Consider the following 16,343-nt stretch of genomic DNA (forward strand, 5'->3'; position numbering starts at 1 on the left):
AAATGAAAAAACGCAGTACTATAATCTCCATCGTTACGGTCCTTATTATGTCACTTGTTTTTACAGCATGTGGTAATCCTTCTGATTCAAAAACGGAAACACAGCAATTAGGCGCTGATGCCGGTGAGAATGCAACAGAATTGTCATTTTGGACATTCGTAGATTTGCACGGCAAGCATTTAGATAAAATGCTGGGGTTATGGAACCAACAGAACCCAGACAAACAGATTAAGTTAAATGTAACGGTTATGCCTTACGATGATATGCACAACAAGCTCTTATTGGCAGTTACAAGCGGAAAAGGTGCGCCTGATATCGCGGATATCGAGCTTGGTCAATTCCCTAAATTCTTGGAAGGTGACAACGTTCCACTGGAATCTTTGAATGATGTATTTGCACCATACAAAGACGTTGTTGTTCCTTCACGTGTCGAGATTTACTCCAAAGCCGACCAGGTTTATGGCTTTGATTATCACGTAGGTGCTACGCTTGCTTTCTACAACACTGAAATTCTCGAACAAGCAGGTGTTGACTACAAGACAATCAAAACTTGGGAAGATTACAAACAAGCAGGCATAAAAGTTTATGAAAAAACTGGCAAGTACTTAGGTACTGCTGATACATCAGCTACGTGGCAAGCTTCGCTGCTGCTAGCTCAGCAAAACGCTGATTTTACAGATGAAAATGGTAATCCAAAAGTTAACTCGCCTGAAATGATTAAAGCGTATGAAATGTTAGTCGATCTGCAGAAGAACAATGTTATTCATACGATCCCTGGCGGGCAACCCGACACAGAAGAAGCAAAAGGCGAATACAACAAAGGCAACTACGCAAGCGCATTGATGCCTGAGTGGTACATGTCCCGCTTTGTAAACGAAATGAAGGACCTTAAAGGTAAGTATGCAATCGCTCCATTGCCTGTATTTGAAGAAGGTAATCCTCGTTCCGTTGGCTTAGGCGGTACCGGCACAGTTGTTACTAAGAATGGTAAAGACGTTCAATTGGCCAAAGAATTTGTAGCCTTTGCTAAGCTTTCGAAAGAAGCTACTACTGAAATCTGGAATACGCTTGGATTCGATCCAATCAACATGGAAGTCTGGAAAGATGATGCAGTAACGAAAAACCCTGATAACGAGTACGTCCAATACTTTAAAACAAATGCATTTGATACTTTGAATGAAATCAAAGACGAAATTCAAGCAATCAAATCCGTTAAAGCGTCACCGACGATCGGCAATGTCTTCAATACGGTTACTTTGAATGCGATCTTTGAAGATGGCCAAGACGTGAAGGAAGCGCTGGATGAAGCACAAGAAGCAATTGAACAAGAATTGAAATAAATATAATAAGTAAATGATTTGATTAAACCTGTCGGCAGGTATAGTAGTCGGCAGGTTTAACCATAGTCAAGGGAGATTGAGAATATGATAAAGAAATTTGTATACTCTCAAAAAGTTGCGCCTTATGTTTTTGTATTGCCATTTATACTCATATTTTTGATCTTCTGGTTTTATCCGCTTCTAAATTCATTCGTAATGAGCTTTCAAGATAAGATGTTGGGACAGGATCCTAAATGGATTGGTGAAGCGAATTATTCGAAATTGCTTACAGATAAAGTGTTTTTGACGGCTATTAAAAATAGCGTTGTGTACATGTTAGGAACCTTAGTGTTGTTGATTCCCTTTCCCATGTTATTCGCCGTTATGATCAACAGTAAGTTAATGATGGGAAGAGAGTTTTTTAAATCTTCGTTCTTTCTCCCTGCATTGACATCTGTCGCAGTTGCGGGTACCATTTTCCGCCTTACATTCGGTGAAATGGAAGGTTCATTAATGAACAGTTTCCTGGGTCTATTTGGTGTAGAGCCTATTAAATTCTTGAAAGACGGAGAATGGAGTATGGCAGCACTGTTAATCCTCGCATGTTGGAGATGGACAGGTGTTAATATGCTTTACTATCTATCCGGTTTGAAAAGCATTGACAATGAATTTTATGAGGCTGCTTCAATTGACGGAGCATCTGCTTGGCAGAAGTTTAGAACGATCACAATGCCATTATTGAAGCCGACCACGGTATATGTTACGACAATTAGTGTTTATGCAGGGTTAGCCATGTTTACCGAGAGCCTGATGATGTTTAACGGTAACAATTCACCCAAAAATATTGGCTTAACCATTGTTGGATATCTGTATAGACAAGGGATTGAGAAAAATAAGCTGGGTTACGCAGCTGCAGTTGGTATCATTCTGTTAGTCATTGCTATGGTTATCAATTTAACGCAGTTGAAATTTAGTGGAATGTTCAAAAAGGAGGAGGATTAAAGTGGGCAAAAGTCAGACGAGGAATGAATTCATATCCAGAATAGTAATTATTAGTTTGTTCATTATACTATTCGTTATAATAATGATTCCATTCTATGCAGTGGCCCTATCTTCCTTCAAACCAGGTGAATCATTAATTAGATATGGTCTTAACCTAAGTTTGGATTTTAGTATTATGAGTTTTGACAATTTTATCTATCTGTTTACAGGAGAACATGATTATTTTGTGTGGTTTTGGAACAGTATGACTTTAACAATCGTTCAAGTAGTTTTAACACTTTTTGTAAGCGCATTTGTTGGATATGGTTTTGCAGCATATGATTTTAAAGGGAAGAACTTCCTCTTTATATGTGTTTTGCTCATTATGATGGTGCCTTTCGAAATACTGCTGGTTCCTTTGTACAGCCTAATTAATGATTTGAAAATGGTGAATAGCTATTCAGCAATCATTCTGCCGGGTATAGCCAATGCCGCGACAATATTTTTCTTCAGGCAATATCTAAGAAGCATACCCAAAGAGATTATTCAATCTGGGCGGGTTGATGGCGCAAACGAGTATGCGATTTATTTCAGACTAATTATGCCGATTATGAAGCCTTCCTTTGCGGCAATGGCCATTTTGAATGGTATGAATAGCTGGAATAATCTGTTGTGGCCATTCATGGTGCTCGGAGATCAGAGTAAATTCACACTTCCAATCGGTTTGAAAACGTTGTTAACTCCTTATGGCAATAACTATGACCTCTTGATCGTGGGCTCCTTCTTCTCCATCATTCCAATTTTCATACTGTTTATTGCTTTCCAGAAATATTTCATAGACGGTATGACTGCAGGGGCTGTTAAAGGGTAGAAAATATTATGATGAAGCAGGTGATAAGATGGAAATCCAGCCAAGAGCGTTACACGACATTCAACCATTAATTGAGCAGAGAGCAGATCCTTTTATGTACCGACATTCGGACGGTTATTATTACTTCGTAGCATCCGTTCCGGAGTATGATCGGATCGAAATCCGTAGAGCTGAGAACCTTGAGGGGCTTGTTACATCAACTCCGGTAGTGATATGGAGAAAGCGCGAGACTGGTATCCTTAGTGCCAATATTTGGGCGCCTGAACTGCATTTTATTGATGACAAATGGTACGTGTATTTCGCTGCCGCACGCACAACGGAAACGATTGAAGGCTTGTTCGACCATCGGATGTACGTGCTAGAGAATGAACATGCCAATCCACTCGAAGGCAGTTGGACGGAAAGAGGGCAGGTTCGTACCGCGTGGGAAAGCTTCGCCCTCGATGCCACTACCTTTGAGCATAATGGCAGCCGTTATTACGTATGGGCACAAAAGGATCCGAATATCGAAGGTAACTCTAATCTGTATATATCTAAAATGAGCAATCCGTGGACGCTGACTGGGCCGCAAACGATGATTTCGATGCCGGAATATGACTGGGAGATCATTGGTTATAAAGTGAACGAAGGCGCGGCATTTCTTCGCAAGGGTAATCGGGTATTCCTTTCTTACTCGGCTAGCGCTACTGATTTCAATTATTGCATGGGCCTGCTTGAAGCCGATGTGGATGCTGATTTGCTCGATGCCACCTCATGGCGCAAGTCGCAAGCAGCGGTTTTCTCGACAGATGAGAGCATCTCTATGTATGGTCCCGGTCATAATTCCTTCACGGTGTCAGAGGCCGACGAAAAGACGCTATTTGTGTTCCACGCAAGAACGTACAAGAACATTATAGGAGATCCGCTATACGATCCGAATCGCCATACATTTGTGACAGAGCTTTTTTGGACGGCTGACGGCAGACCCGATTTCCGCGGCTCTGTTGCAGCACTTGCACGTTCTTTACAGTGAACGAGTGTCCCAACAAGGTTGGTTGATGGATTTGAGTTCGTTTATCCAACTTGCCAAAGAGAGACAGTAAGAACATCGAAGGCACCCTACTGGGTGCCTTCGATTTCGCACTACAGATAATACGCCGAACCGTACCACAAGTAATGGTAAGTTGCTCATTCTATTTTCATTAAGCTAACGGGCAGTTTAGTTTAACAAGCTACTTAGATTGGGCGAACTGGGCGGTATTGTACAGTGCGATTAAGTGATCAGCTAGTGGAGTTGGCAATGAGCTCAAGCTCGGTTACAACTTCATCAAGCGGTTTCCTGGTGTCGATCTCAACAGTAGCTCCAGCACGTAAGAGAGGCTCAACACTAGCGACGTATTGTATAATTTCTTCCCGTTGTTCGACAGTTTTTCCATAATCGTTCGTCTTACGGGAAGCCACACGTTCAAGGATTACTTCGAGGGGGGCACTTAACAACACTACTGCATCAAACATCGGGTAAAACTTCCTCTGATTTGATACACAACCCGAAATGAATAAAGTACCTTCGCTATGTTCAGTGAGCAGCTCATGGATTCGTTTCTCGTGCCATAACCACCCAGAACCATCCACATTCTCACTCCAACCATCATAATCGGTGTCGATAATTCTATGCCCCCTATGAGCAAGTTCGCCCAGAACCGTTGATTTACCTGTACCCGACATCCCTGTAACCAGAATTATCGCCTTCTTTTTTGATATTGAGCCCGAATTATTTGTCATATTTTCGCTCCCTTTTTAAGAAAGTCCCTTGGACTACATTAACACATAAAGGCGATAAAGGAAGTTAAGTTAATTAATTCACTCATATAGTCGGGTTATTTTAACGCACAGTTTTCGTCAACTTTGCGTTATTTCTTATTGTGCTAGCGGGAAATGATAGCTCAATAAAACCAACAAAGCAGCTGACCAATGTGATCGGCTGCTTTTGTTCAACTATCGAGCAGGTTACGCAACATAACAATTATTGGAAACGTCTTAAATAAAAACGAGTACGGAGGTGTAAGATGATATTTTTGTCTATTTGCATAATATTCGTTACTATCGCGATCGTCGTTCTAAGAAAAGCTGGTGTGCTATACCCTTTCTCTAAGGGATTCGCAATGGCTACTGGTATATCCTTGTTAACTGTTGCTTGTCTTGCCCAAAACTACACTCAGAGTTTAATTCCCGTGGCTAACGATGGAATAGCCATATCTAACCAGATAGCTTACTGGATAATAGGTGAAGATGGTTGGTCTCATGATTTGTTTTTGAATACTTTTAAACTATCGATTTTTTTCACCGGAATCATTATCATACTTTATCCAGTAATTCTTGTAGCTGAGTCGAAATTTTCTTCAAAGGCTTTATGCTCATTACGCTAACTGGAAACGATAGCTCAATAACAACAAGAAAGCAGCCGCTCATTGTGATTGGCTGCTTTTATTAATCAACTAGCGGACAGGATAGTCTAATGACAGTAGAGAATGCACCAAGCAACGGGTACTTGATTACTTAGAGGGCTTCAAGACTCTAAAGAAAATGGTACTGTACCCATACGCAATAGCCAGAGGGAGTAAATATGATATGTATGTCCAAGCTATATTCCAATCATTGAAATACAGCACTTTTCCCGATGCTTTTGCTATCCATGGATGTGATTGATGTTGCTTAATATAGTAAATCATGAGACATTCAGTCATGGAGAAAAGTCCTAATTCAAAAGGCAGAGCTGAAAAGGTGTTCCTGGGCTGTACGATCAGTTACTCCATAGGTGAATGAACATTAGGAACTAAAGTTAAAAAATGAATTAAATGCAAAATAACCCCTAATGGCCGCACGTGGATACTGTAGGGAACTTTGTTTCACTGGAGAATGACATAAAGTTGCCTACCAGTCTGGAAAAATGTCGGAGGACAACCCCGGATATATCTTTCAGCGGACGTGGAGGTATACGGTTTAATACGCTTGGACAAAATAATGTCCAAGGTTGTCGAGGGACAAGAACATGGTACCAATGAAGTCGCTATTTTAGCGGCTTTTTTATTTTATCGGTGACACGTGAAAGTCTTCTCCAGAATCTGACTCGACCCGCCAACCTGCGGAGCTTATCTGGAATACTGTTATTTTCCCTCCGGACGCTCTGCGAACAAACCGCTGCTCCGTGCTGAAGCACCCCACAGGAGATCAAAAAAAGGCAGAGATTCTTCAATAGATGAGAATCTCTGCCCTGCTATTCTTTTAAATGACGAAACAATCAATAAAGAGCGGTTATAGCCGTCCACAACTTCGCCTTCATCTACCCTTCCGGGAGCAACTATGCATGAGGCAGAGGCCCGGCATATCTGATAGAGATTGTTCTCTTCATCTTCTTTTCTGATTTGCTCAATAAGCTCAAATTCATCAGGACTCATGTAGTAGAAAGCGATCATTACATCCTCTATCCCTTTTTGCAGCAAGCTTCTCTGGATTAGGTCAATGTTTTTTGCCTCAGCCATTTTATCTATGCTCTTCGTTTGCTTCACATTTACGTCAACAAGAGCAGAGTAATCATAATCCCCGGTTAATGTAGCGGGAGTGTATTTAGTATCCGGCATATTTCCCCAGGCCCCATTATCATATCCGGCGTCGATTTTAATGTCCCTGCCCAAAATGGGAGATATGAGCTCCGATAATTCGCTTTTCAATTTCCCTGCCATAAGGTGATTTATGTAGTCATCCTCAATGATGCCCTTTTCTTCCCAATACTCTACCTTAAACGTTTCTTCGGGCGCATCTACCGGATAAGCCTGTGTTTCAAAGCCCACTACATCTCCAGTGAGTTCTCCAGGAACGTGTATAAAGAGATCATCAGCTGTTTCCACTGCAAATTCCTTTTCATACTTTTCCGCCAGGTGTTTTTCAATCTTCGCGGTTGCTGCTTTTTTTTCTGATGTCGAATGTCTGTTACAGGCTGTTAATGCTACTGTTAATATCAATGTGATTACAGCGAGAAACCAAATCCTCCGGTTCAAAACCATCCCTCCGACGTATTCGTTATCCGATGTGCTCAAAAATACAGTCAAGTTATAAGGTCTATTTTTTACCATTATATACTACATCCTTAATGACTTCACAGCACTCAGTAATCTATAATTATAGTCGCAGCAGCAAATAGGTTAACGTCATTCAGGAATTTATAATCCGGACATCACTCTTAGCCTGTAAAAGGAGTACACTAGTGGGCCGTCCTGGGTGTGAGCTGCGCCGGTGGGCGCTATGAAGCTGCGCGGATCTCGCCCGAATCGAAGAGAGCAGCGGCGTGCCGGTCGCCTGGGCTTCAGCTGTTCTGTGAAAATAAGACTGGCAGCCGGCATTAGCCAACGGGCAGGATAACGGAACCATTAGATGGACTTATTGTTCTCATATGATACAATATATCCCAGAAATATCTTCGTGGGTTAATGAAAAGCGCTGATGAACTAATAAGAGACCAGCACAAAAAAGTGGTAGTTTTATGGATATGCAATAGTCGCCGAATGGAACTTGGTACTAAAAGGAGGCAGGACACATGCTAGAAGAACAGGAAATATTCGCGGGCGAAGGATATAACAGGTCGTACGCAATTGCTACGGGTATGCCGATTTTGAATCTTAGGGGTAGCATACCGCGTGAAGGTAACGGCCAACTACCGTTTCCGTGGGTGACAACGGGCATCAGGATTGATAAAGAACAGATGTTGGAAACCGTTATGAAGCAAAAGACACTCGAGTATTTGTTTAATATGCAATTCAGTAAGGAGGAGATGACCGACCGCAATTTGGTTGTAGGCTGTTATGAATACAGGAATCCGAATGACCAGGAACAAATATTGCTATATGCGCTGGTTTCGTTGAAGGAATTTCTCGCGAGATACGGCGATGAACGGGCATCGGAGATTCTGATGCGAGTTGGCTGCACGTACGAGAAGATTATGGAGGAATGCGATGAAGCCATTGAAGAACACTTTGCAGTGTTGCGCCGGTCACTTCAATTAAAGAATTTGAGGGACAAATATGATGTCGTTTACGAGTGGAGTGAAGAGGAAGGGGTAGAGACGTACATAATCAGATACACCAAATCGAGTTATACGAAGATTAAAGCTAAATCATTCGAAGAGTTGACCAAACTCTATGAGGAGCAACGGAAGAAGGATGCAAAGAAGACGTTCGCGATTCTGGAACCGTTAGAAGCATTTATGCAAGCCTAAGAAAACCGCCCCTTTACGGGGCGGTTATTCAACATTTCATCGAAAGAAGATTCGAGGAATATCCAGCGATAGAGAGGATTCTCGACAGTCGCATCGGAAATTGCTGACCCGTACGCCAGATATGGTCGAATGGGGACTGATGGAAGACGTTGATCTAGCCGATTATTTCGGCAAAACCATAGAGGTAGAACGATTTAAGGCGATTGGAAGCCTAGCGATTCAGGGAGAAATTCTGAACTGAATTTAGTCATAAAAAAACTGCACCTCCAATTGTTAGTTGTGTCTAACAATTGGGGTGCAGTTCATGTCTGGAGTGGTTTTTTTGTTTGTATAATGATGTATTTACTTAGCATTTGAATGAATTCATCACGGTGAAAGGCGTCACAAGTCATTAAGCTAACGGGTAACGTTAATTCAATAGCAAGGAGCAGTTTACCGGTTGGAAGCAAGTTTTTAGAAAAGCCTGTATTTACATCGAGAAGAGTGATTGGTCTCGCTCCATACTACACCTAATTTTTTGCGTGCTAAGGAAATGCGAGAAGGTACATGAGAATAGATAATAATGTGTAGGTCAGTTTATAAAAGTCACTTAATAAAGAGCGTGATGATTAGCGTCAAGCGATCATATGTTAAACGCTCGGTAAAGAATACGATCAAACATTCTATCCGACAAGATTCTTCTTACGAGTATAACCGGTCTGGCGTTGCCCGCTACGTATCTTGTTTTCGGTTTTTTGGATCGGATCGCCTTTGAAACCAAGTGTGCAATCCGAGTAGGAGGATAAACAGCACCGGGTTTTTTTAAAGCTTTTATAAAAGCATCGGCCATGATACTGTATGCCGTACTCCCTGATGTTGTCTGCACATGTTCAAATACAACCTCTGCCCATTCACTATCAGTAGCCCCCGGCTCAATGATAATGACATCAATTCCAAATGGCTTGACTTCCACGCGCAGGCAATCAGAGAATCCTTCCAGAGCATGTTTTGCAGCATGATACCAGGCACCAAGTAACGTATAAACTTTGCCGCCTGCAGACGAAGTGTTGATAATCTTCCCTGATTTTTGTCTTCTCATATAAGGAAGAACCAATTGTGTCAGACGGCTTAATCCAAAAAGATTCACTTCAAATTGTCGTCTTGCTTCCTCCAGTGGTACATCCTCAACTGCGCCATAGGCGCCGTATCCCGCATTATTGAATAAAACGTCAATTCTTCCCTGCTCCCGAATGATACGATATACACCATTACTCATGGAGGTTTCATCGGTTACATCCATTGCTATAATCCGCGCGCCTTTGGATTCAATGTCCTTCATTTGCTCTATTCGTCGGGCGGCTCCATACACTATAAACCCTTCTTGTAATAGTAACTCTACTGTGGCTTTACCTATACCTGCCGATGCTCCTGTGACCAAAACGACCTTTTGTTCATTCCTATTCATCGCACTCGCCTCCTGGATTATTGGTAATCGATAAACCGAATGTAGACGATAATAACCGGTAAGTAACGTGACGTCACGTTACTTACCGGTTATTATAAATTGCTAAATAGGGATGCGCAAGGTTTATATGCTATAATTTTTTTCGAAGGAGGCTCTAAGTGATGGAATTTAACCGGGTAAGAAATGATGAACAGCGAAAGATCAGAATAGAACAGATAAAAAGTGCGGCGATCAAGCTTTTTGATACAGAGGAATTTCATAAAATTGACCTAGCTAAAATTGCTAATGAAACGACCTTTACACGTGGGAATTTATATAAATATATCTCTTCCAAAGAAGAGATATATCTTCTGGTAGCGCTGGATGAGATTAAGGATTGGATGCGTGACATCAGACATACTTTTGACTCTGATATGACTCATGATATTTCAAATTTTTCACGCCAGTGGGCAGAAGTTTTGTATCGGCATCCACGGTTTTTAAAGCTTGTTTCTATGCTTTTTACCATGATTGAGAGAAATGTTTCTCTCGACAGACTTGTAGATTTCAAAAAGCAATATCTTATCACTATGATTGAGGTAAACAACGTCATTAAAATCATTTTTCCTGCATGGGACGTCAAAACCATTGATAAATTCATTCAGTTGCAATCCAATTATGTGATTGGATTATTCCCTTATACATCGCCGACGCCTATCCAAAAACTAGCCATGGAACAATCCGGAATGAATTATGAAGCTATAAATTTTGTTGATGATTTTTCCGAATTTGTTACCTTTACGGCAAGTTATTTGAACAGCAAATTGCATTGAGCATATTCATCCTTCAATACCTCAAACATTTTAGGATTCTACGGGTCCTTTAAGCATTAATGCCGACAGTCCCCTTAAACTAAATCGTATCACATACTGTAGTAAATCGAAGAAGGTGGATTAAGCTAACGGGAAACGATAGCATAATAAAACTAAGAAAGCAGCTGATCGAATTGATCGGCTGCTTTTGTTTAACTAACGGGCAGGATAGTTTAACAAATAAGTCGAAGATTTAAGAGGGATTAACCTTGCTTAAGGAGGAAAGAGATGACGTTGAATTATAAAAACGTTGTTCACGAAATGCGTAGGCTATTGCCAGCATTAAATACTCTATACATAAAAGAGCTAAATGAACTATGGAAAGAAGAGGGGGAGATTCCGCCTCACGTTGCATTTGGCAATATACTGAATCCCTATTTAATCAACCTACTCCAAATTAATCATGAATTAACTAAAAGTGAGGAAAAATTACTTGTTATAATTTTTGGGTTTATTGAACAAATGGCTTTAAGTAATAATGATGATGTTCGAAATGTTGTAAGTGTAACAGTTATGGCTCGGCTAGGCGACGACACAACAGTTTTGACTAACGCCTTGAAATATCTAGGGAAACAAACAAAAGTATTGTCTAAAGAAATTGAGGCGAGTTATGGAAGAAGTGGCAATCTAAAGATTCTAGATTCAACTATCGAGGAACGATAGCTCAATAAAACAAAGGAGGCAGCCGACCATCACGTTCGACTGCCTTTGTTAAGCTAACGGGCAGATTAGTTTAAAAAGTATTGAGTAGTATAAAGTTTAGGTGGAGATATAGGGAAATTTGAATTCTTGATTGGTCGTTACAGAAAATCTATATTGTGTGGTTCCGTAACTGATTATGAGAAAGGAGATAACATGAGTAAAAGCGGAAGACCTCGCGAATTTAATAAGCCGGAAGTGCTAGATGCCACCATGTTCTTGCCCTCTGTCGCGGGACAAGAACATGGTGTCATTTCGGATTAGGTAGTTATCTAAATAGTTTCATGATGGAACTGATGTGGCGAGATAAATGCACATTAATATAAGAATTCGTTTAAATAACGATTTTTTTGTATCAGGAACCAGATTTTTTCTGACCTATGGCAAGAACTCAGTTCATTGCTGAAAAGGTTAACATTGTACCAATCTCGATTTGAAATATTTTTCGTTCGGAAATTTCTAAATCATACAACAATATGGATTTACCTCAAAAGACTTATTTGGGGCAATGGTTAGATCATTAATCAACTAATGGGCAGTTTAACAGAACAACTCCTTTATACATAAAACTCACGCTTATGAGGAAAAATCATGTTGAGGTGATTGTATGAGAAAAATTTTGATGTCGATTCTAGTCCTTTCTATTGGGACTATTTTATCCATTCCGTCAGTAAGTGTAGCTCATCCACATGATGAAGCGACTAAAGGTAAGGATTCGATTGAATGAGTTGCATTATGGGGATTTCCACAAACAAGAGAAGAACAGTTGGAGCGTATGTTAACGACTGAATTGCAAAGGAAGACACTATTTGCGCTCCAAGAAAAACAATACTTAAAGACGGGGAAAGAAAATGTCTATAGCATCGATCCGTTTCAAGTAGCGAATATGAGAACGGTAGATGGTGGTTTTTATGTACTGGATGTAATAGCAAGTGTTCACAAGGTTATTAACAATGAGGTAGACAAGAAAGTAGAAAAATATCAAATAACTTTCCGCCACAGTTACGATTTAGGATTTGTCGTCATGAATGTAGTAAAAAAATAAACCACCCAAAGTAGTTAAACTAACGGGAAAGATAGCTCATACAACAAACAAAGCAGCTGACCAATGTGATCGGCTGCTTTTATTCAACTAACGGGCAGGATAGTTCGGGAGATCTTGGTGCTTCTGTGTGTTACCTGCTTAGATAGATTTCGTTACACTACTAGCTGCAGTTTTGCTATTCTTAGAATTTGCAATTCAAGTAAAAAAAGGACAGGGGTGCCCTGTCCTTTCTTAATAGATGAGTGTAAAATCCTGATGAGTTTACGGTTCGATCAAGGTTTACAGATCGACTTTCAAGGTACCCAGCATCTTGGCGAATTTCGGATCGTGGTAGGATAAGAAAAGACTTTCCCGTGTATCGAGGGTGGCAATCTGTTGCATATCGTCTGCGCTCAACTCAAAATCGAAAATGTCGAAGTTTTCGACGATCCGCTCTTTTCTCACCGATTTTGGAATAACAACGACTTCACGCTGAACAAGCCAGCGCAGTACGACCTGGGCGACGGACTGGTTGTGTTTTTCTGCTATCGAGGCCAGCACTTCGTTGCCGAACATGTTGCCCTTTCCTTCAGCGAACGGCGCCCACGACTGGTGCTGCACTCCCTGCTCTTTCATAAAAGCGGTACTCTCGATCTGCTGGTAGAACGGGTGCGTTTCAACCTGATTGACTGCAGGTACGATTTCGTTATGCACGATGAGGTCCATCAGACGGTCGGGCAGGAAGTTGCTGACACCGATCGCCTTGATCTTGCCTTCGCGGTATAGGTCTTCCATCGCACGCCAAGCGCCATAGTAATCGCCGAACGGCTGGTGTATAAGATATAGATCGAGATATTCGAGCTGTAACTTCTTCAAGGATTTGGCAAACGCCAGCTTGGCACTCTCGTATCCTGCATCTTGAACCCAGAGCTTGGTCGTGATGAACAGCTCCTCACGCGGTACGCCGCTGCGCTTGATCGCGCGTCCGACCGCTTCCTCGTTCAGATAACCGGCGGCGGTGTCGATCAGGCGGTAACCGGCCATCAGCGCTTCATATACCGCGTTCTCGCATTCTTCAGCATCGGGAACCTGGTAGACACCGAAGCCGATAATCGGCATTTTCACTCCGTTGTTCAATGTTACGTTTTGCATTTTAACTCCTCCTAGTATTTAAATGTATGATAGCAAACGGCGCGTATCCCGGGAATCGAGCACTGCAGCGGTAATTCCACTTACGGCTGAATTGCATTACAATAAGCTTAGAACCTTCGTGCTACACGAAGTCAAGTCGTCTTCACAACTTTATTTTCCAAGGAGGATTTGACATGTATACGGTCAAAGAAGCCGCCCAGATAACGGGACTCACCCAGCACGCCGTGCGCTTTTACACGGATAAAGGCCTGGTGCCAAGCCTACAGCGTAATCAAAACAACATTCGGATGTTCAACGACGAATCAATCAACTGGCTGCATGGCGTGAAATGCCTCAAGCAATCCGGGATGCCGATTGAATTCATTAAAAAGTATATCGATCTCTGTCTCGAAGGGGATTCGACCATTCCGCAACGCTTCGCACTTATGATGGAGCATAAAGAAGCGGCGCTCGTTCAGCTTGAAGAAGCCAAACGGCACGTTGCCCATTTAGAACAAAAAACCGACCTATATCAGGCCATTCTGGAGCACCGCACTCCAGACACGACCAATCCCGGTAACTGGGACAAAATTCAGCATATGCATGCTGACGTATTTTACTCGCCCTCTGTTCGGAAGGCGTGAGACATATTTTGAGCACATCAACCGTTTTGGGGAAAATCTTCGGTTTAAAACTCTTGATTGGCTTGCAATGAACAAGATTCACATCAATCTAGATTGAACTAACGGGAGACTATAGTTAATCTAATAAGAATTTTAGAGGGGCTTGGTATGAAAAACATTTTTCTGATTGGCGGTACAATGGGCGTAGGGAAAACAACAACTTGCCAAAGTGGGGAAGCGAGACAGGTGTCCTGGGCATCTCAGGTATGGATGATTCTTGCCGAGGTTGTTGATGCGCCTCTTGCCAGGAATCTGCTCGAACGACTGGAACGCAACGAAAATGCCATTGGCATGGCCACCCCGTATATGGTTCATCATTACGTAGATGCATTGGTTCTGAGCGGGCAAAGGGAAAAAGCCATGGAACAAATCCGAAAATATTGGGGCGGTATGCTGAAAAATGGAGCAGACACGTTTTGGGAGCTCTATGACCCGGAAGACAAAACGTTTTCTCCTTACGGCAGTAATTTGGTCAATAGCTATTGCCACGCATGGAGCTGTACTCCAAGTTATTTTATAAGACGATATTTTTCATAGTTAAGATTCAGAACTAAGTTCGAAGGAGCTGACCATGTTAGTTCTTTATTCATTTACTGACGCTAAACGATAGTCCAATAAAAAACAGCAGTCTTCCGTTTCGATTGAACGATTCAGAGACTGCTGCTTTTATGTTGGAATCTGCCTTCGACACCACCAGACGTTTAGGAAGATCCGTTATGTTGAAAATAAAGCTTCTATTGCAACGGGCTGATGCACTTGCAGTGGCTGAAGAGCGCTGGTCCGATCGATATGAATAAACGCATCATAACGATCCGCCATGTTGGAAGGTACATAATTGCCGTAGCGCTCATGATCAGGATTATATACCACACCGATCGCACGGTGGCCAATGACTTTATGCAAGACGGAGGATGTATCGGAGAGCATGACCAGGCCATCCCGGCCTTCACCTGCCCGGTGCATGTAATCCTCCCAGCTTCCTGGCTGTCCAGGTGGAACAATCATTTTCTCCACAGGATCTCCCCAAGCTCTTCCCGCGAGTACCTCACCCTGATAGGTTCCGAAGCCAACGGCAAACACACGGTGTTCCGGGTCCTCTCGCAGCAGCTGACCCACATTCACCATGCCATCCTGTATCATATCCGTTGCCCGCGCGTCACCAATATGCGTATTGTGCTCCCAGACAATGGCTTTGGCAGATCTTCCATAAAAGGACATGATTCTCTTTAGCGATTCAACCATATGTTTATCCCGAACATTCCAGGATTCCGGACCGCCTCGGACCATCGTACGGTAATAGGCCTCGGAGCTTGAAGTAACCAGCATATTGACCTCAGCATTCAGTTCTTCCTCACTACCCGGATGCGCCATGCGCCGGTTCTGCATTTGTTTTAGCAGTTCAACCACTTCATTCTCACAGCTCTCCGAAAGTAATCCTGCCGCGATGCCATAACTCTGATGATCCTTACTGTAAGGATCGAAACAAGCGTATGTACGGCGTGCCTGTTCCAGTTGGGGAGACTTTGTTTCCTCCAAATAACCGATAATGGCCTCCATCGATTCCCACAATGAATACATGTCTATACCATAAAATCCAACCTTCGGACGTTCACTGCTTTCAGTGTGATTCGCTGCATTATACTCTTTCAGCCACTCGGCAAAATCACAAATATCCGTATTCGCCCACATCCAGGTTGGCCAGCGGGTAAAATCCCCCAGTGCATCGGATGCCGAAGAATCGGATCCCGACATTCCTTTCACATACCGGTTCAGCCGATAAGCAGCAGGCCAATCACCCTCCACGCCGATGATATTGAATCCCTTACTTGCAATCAGTCTCTTCGATAGTTCGGCACGATATCGGTAGAAGTCAGCTGTACCATGGCTTGCTTCGCCGAGCAATACAATATCTGCATCTCCGATCGCGTCAACCATGCGGTCCAGATTCTCCATGCCATCCAAAGGGATAAATAGGGCGTTCAGTTCTTTCAAATAAGCACTCTGCTCTGATGATTGAGAATCATTAGAATTCATGAAGTTGTTCCCTCCTATAGGCGGTATGAGTGAATTATTTCCGAATTGCCCATTTAAT

At 42.4% G+C, this 16,343-nt stretch carries 16 protein-coding genes; 11 read left to right on the top strand and 5 right to left on the bottom strand.

Going from position 1 to position 16,343, the window contains the following annotated elements:
- Positions 1 to 2 precede the first annotated feature (2 nt).
- The 4 genes from FS628_RS10305 (at position 3) to FS628_RS10320 (ending at position 4,183) form a co-directional block, all read left to right on the top strand.
- Complete coding sequence (locus tag FS628_RS10305; protein ID WP_145321645.1) at positions 3 to 1,340, top strand: ABC transporter substrate-binding protein; 1,338 nt, start codon at positions 3 to 5, stop codon at positions 1,338 to 1,340.
- A gap of 84 nt (positions 1,341 to 1,424) precedes the next feature.
- Positions 1,425 to 2,321: a carbohydrate ABC transporter permease gene (locus FS628_RS10310; protein WP_145321647.1), complete on the top strand. Its 897-nt coding sequence runs from the start codon at positions 1,425 to 1,427 to the stop codon at positions 2,319 to 2,321.
- A 31-nt stretch (positions 2,322 to 2,352) separates the two neighbouring features.
- On the top strand, positions 2,353 to 3,171 hold the full coding sequence (locus tag FS628_RS10315) for a carbohydrate ABC transporter permease (protein ID WP_373461373.1): 819 nt from the start codon (positions 2,353 to 2,355) through the stop codon (positions 3,169 to 3,171).
- A gap of 28 nt (positions 3,172 to 3,199) precedes the next feature.
- Positions 3,200 to 4,183 (top strand): glycoside hydrolase family 43 protein, encoded by a 984-nt coding sequence (locus FS628_RS10320; protein WP_145321651.1) that lies wholly within the window; start codon positions 3,200 to 3,202, stop codon positions 4,181 to 4,183.
- Between the two features lie 248 nt (positions 4,184 to 4,431).
- Here FS628_RS10320 and FS628_RS10325 read toward each other — a convergent pair whose 3' ends face one another.
- Together FS628_RS10325 and FS628_RS10335 are read right to left on the bottom strand one after the other, a co-directional pair.
- Complete coding sequence (locus FS628_RS10325; RefSeq protein WP_222125215.1) at positions 4,432 to 4,932, bottom strand: AAA family ATPase; 501 nt, start codon at positions 4,930 to 4,932, stop codon at positions 4,432 to 4,434.
- A gap of 1,382 nt (positions 4,933 to 6,314) precedes the next feature.
- Positions 6,315 to 7,280 (bottom strand): hypothetical protein, encoded by a 966-nt coding sequence (locus FS628_RS10335; protein WP_145321655.1) that lies wholly within the window; start codon positions 7,278 to 7,280, stop codon positions 6,315 to 6,317.
- Between the two features lie 461 nt (positions 7,281 to 7,741).
- Between FS628_RS10335 and FS628_RS10340 the strand changes: the two genes are divergently transcribed.
- Together FS628_RS10340 and FS628_RS31960 are read left to right on the top strand one after the other, a co-directional pair.
- The gene (locus FS628_RS10340; protein WP_260870996.1) at positions 7,742 to 8,419 is read left to right on the top strand and encodes a hypothetical protein; all 678 of its coding nucleotides are present in this window, start codon (positions 7,742 to 7,744) and stop codon (positions 8,417 to 8,419) included.
- Positions 8,420 to 8,519: 100 nt separating this feature from the next.
- Positions 8,520 to 8,660 (top strand): hypothetical protein, encoded by a 141-nt coding sequence (locus FS628_RS31960; protein ID WP_222125256.1) that lies wholly within the window; start codon positions 8,520 to 8,522, stop codon positions 8,658 to 8,660.
- Between the two features lie 381 nt (positions 8,661 to 9,041).
- Here the strand turns inward: FS628_RS31960 and FS628_RS10345 are convergent, their stop codons facing one another.
- Entirely contained in the window at positions 9,042 to 9,863 is an 822-nt protein-coding gene (locus tag FS628_RS10345) for an oxidoreductase (RefSeq protein ID WP_127537184.1), read from the bottom strand.
- Positions 9,864 to 10,024: 161 nt separating this feature from the next.
- On the opposite strand from FS628_RS10345, the gene FS628_RS10350 reads away from it, so the two are divergent.
- The 3 genes from FS628_RS10350 (at position 10,025) to FS628_RS10360 (ending at position 12,458) form a co-directional block, all read left to right on the top strand.
- Complete coding sequence (locus tag FS628_RS10350) at positions 10,025 to 10,675, top strand: TetR/AcrR family transcriptional regulator (RefSeq protein ID WP_127537185.1); 651 nt, start codon at positions 10,025 to 10,027, stop codon at positions 10,673 to 10,675.
- A 267-nt stretch (positions 10,676 to 10,942) separates the two neighbouring features.
- Positions 10,943 to 11,377, top strand: coding sequence for a DUF7674 family protein (locus FS628_RS10355; RefSeq protein ID WP_145321657.1), 435 nt, complete (start codon positions 10,943 to 10,945; stop codon positions 11,375 to 11,377).
- Positions 11,378 to 12,188: 811 nt separating this feature from the next.
- Positions 12,189 to 12,458 carry a hypothetical protein gene (locus FS628_RS10360; protein ID WP_222125216.1) on the top strand — a complete coding sequence of 90 codons (270 nt, stop codon included), beginning with the start codon at positions 12,189 to 12,191 and terminating at the stop codon, positions 12,456 to 12,458.
- A 279-nt stretch (positions 12,459 to 12,737) separates the two neighbouring features.
- Here FS628_RS10360 and FS628_RS10365 read toward each other — a convergent pair whose 3' ends face one another.
- Positions 12,738 to 13,589 (bottom strand): aldo/keto reductase, encoded by an 852-nt coding sequence (locus FS628_RS10365; RefSeq protein ID WP_145321661.1) that lies wholly within the window; start codon positions 13,587 to 13,589, stop codon positions 12,738 to 12,740.
- Positions 13,590 to 13,762: 173 nt separating this feature from the next.
- Here FS628_RS10365 and FS628_RS10370 point away from each other — a divergent pair, with 173 nt between their 5' ends.
- Together FS628_RS10370 and FS628_RS10375 are read left to right on the top strand one after the other, a co-directional pair.
- Positions 13,763 to 14,212, top strand: coding sequence for a MerR family transcriptional regulator (locus tag FS628_RS10370; RefSeq protein ID WP_145321663.1), 450 nt, complete (start codon positions 13,763 to 13,765; stop codon positions 14,210 to 14,212).
- Between the two features lie 147 nt (positions 14,213 to 14,359).
- The gene (locus FS628_RS10375; RefSeq protein WP_260870997.1) at positions 14,360 to 14,788 is read left to right on the top strand and encodes an alpha-L-rhamnosidase-related protein; all 429 of its coding nucleotides are present in this window, start codon (positions 14,360 to 14,362) and stop codon (positions 14,786 to 14,788) included.
- Positions 14,789 to 14,965: 177 nt separating this feature from the next.
- Here FS628_RS10375 and FS628_RS10380 read toward each other — a convergent pair whose 3' ends face one another.
- Positions 14,966 to 16,285 carry an erythromycin esterase family protein gene (locus tag FS628_RS10380; RefSeq protein WP_145321665.1) on the bottom strand — a complete coding sequence of 440 codons (1,320 nt, stop codon included), beginning with the start codon at positions 16,283 to 16,285 and terminating at the stop codon, positions 14,966 to 14,968.
- Positions 16,286 to 16,343 lie beyond the last annotated feature (58 nt).

The sequence above is a fragment of the Paenibacillus xylanexedens genome (genome assembly GCF_007676705.1).
GTDB lineage: Bacteria > Bacillota > Bacilli > Paenibacillales > Paenibacillaceae > Paenibacillus > Paenibacillus xylanexedens_C.

Bases quoted from the DNA above. Each gene is read 5' to 3' on its own strand.
- FS628_RS10305 (WP_145321645.1), top strand. From the start codon at position 3: ATGAAAAAACGCAGTACTATAATCTCCATCGTTACGGTCCTTATTATG.
- FS628_RS10310 (WP_145321647.1), top strand. From the start codon at position 1,425: ATGATAAAGAAATTTGTATACTCTCAAAAAGTTGCGCCTTATGTTTTT.
- FS628_RS10320 (WP_145321651.1), top strand. From the start codon at position 3,200: ATGGAAATCCAGCCAAGAGCGTTACACGACATTCAACCATTAATTGAG.
- FS628_RS10325 (WP_222125215.1), bottom strand. From the start codon at position 4,932: ATGACAAATAATTCGGGCTCAATATCAAAAAAGAAGGCGATAATTCTG.
- FS628_RS10335 (WP_145321655.1), bottom strand. From the start codon at position 7,280: ATGGTAAAAAATAGACCTTATAACTTGACTGTATTTTTGAGCACATCG.
- FS628_RS10340 (WP_260870996.1), top strand. From the start codon at position 7,742: ATGCTAGAAGAACAGGAAATATTCGCGGGCGAAGGATATAACAGGTCG.
- FS628_RS10345 (WP_127537184.1), bottom strand. From the start codon at position 9,863: ATGAATAGGAATGAACAAAAGGTCGTTTTGGTCACAGGAGCATCGGCA.
- FS628_RS10350 (WP_127537185.1), top strand. From the start codon at position 10,025: ATGGAATTTAACCGGGTAAGAAATGATGAACAGCGAAAGATCAGAATA.
- FS628_RS10355 (WP_145321657.1), top strand. From the start codon at position 10,943: ATGACGTTGAATTATAAAAACGTTGTTCACGAAATGCGTAGGCTATTG.
- FS628_RS10360 (WP_222125216.1), top strand. From the start codon at position 12,189: ATGTTAACGACTGAATTGCAAAGGAAGACACTATTTGCGCTCCAAGAA.
- FS628_RS10365 (WP_145321661.1), bottom strand. From the start codon at position 13,589: ATGCAAAACGTAACATTGAACAACGGAGTGAAAATGCCGATTATCGGC.
- FS628_RS10370 (WP_145321663.1), top strand. From the start codon at position 13,763: ATGTATACGGTCAAAGAAGCCGCCCAGATAACGGGACTCACCCAGCAC.
- FS628_RS10375 (WP_260870997.1), top strand. From the start codon at position 14,360: ATGAAAAACATTTTTCTGATTGGCGGTACAATGGGCGTAGGGAAAACA.
- FS628_RS10380 (WP_145321665.1), bottom strand. From the start codon at position 16,285: ATGAATTCTAATGATTCTCAATCATCAGAGCAGAGTGCTTATTTGAAA.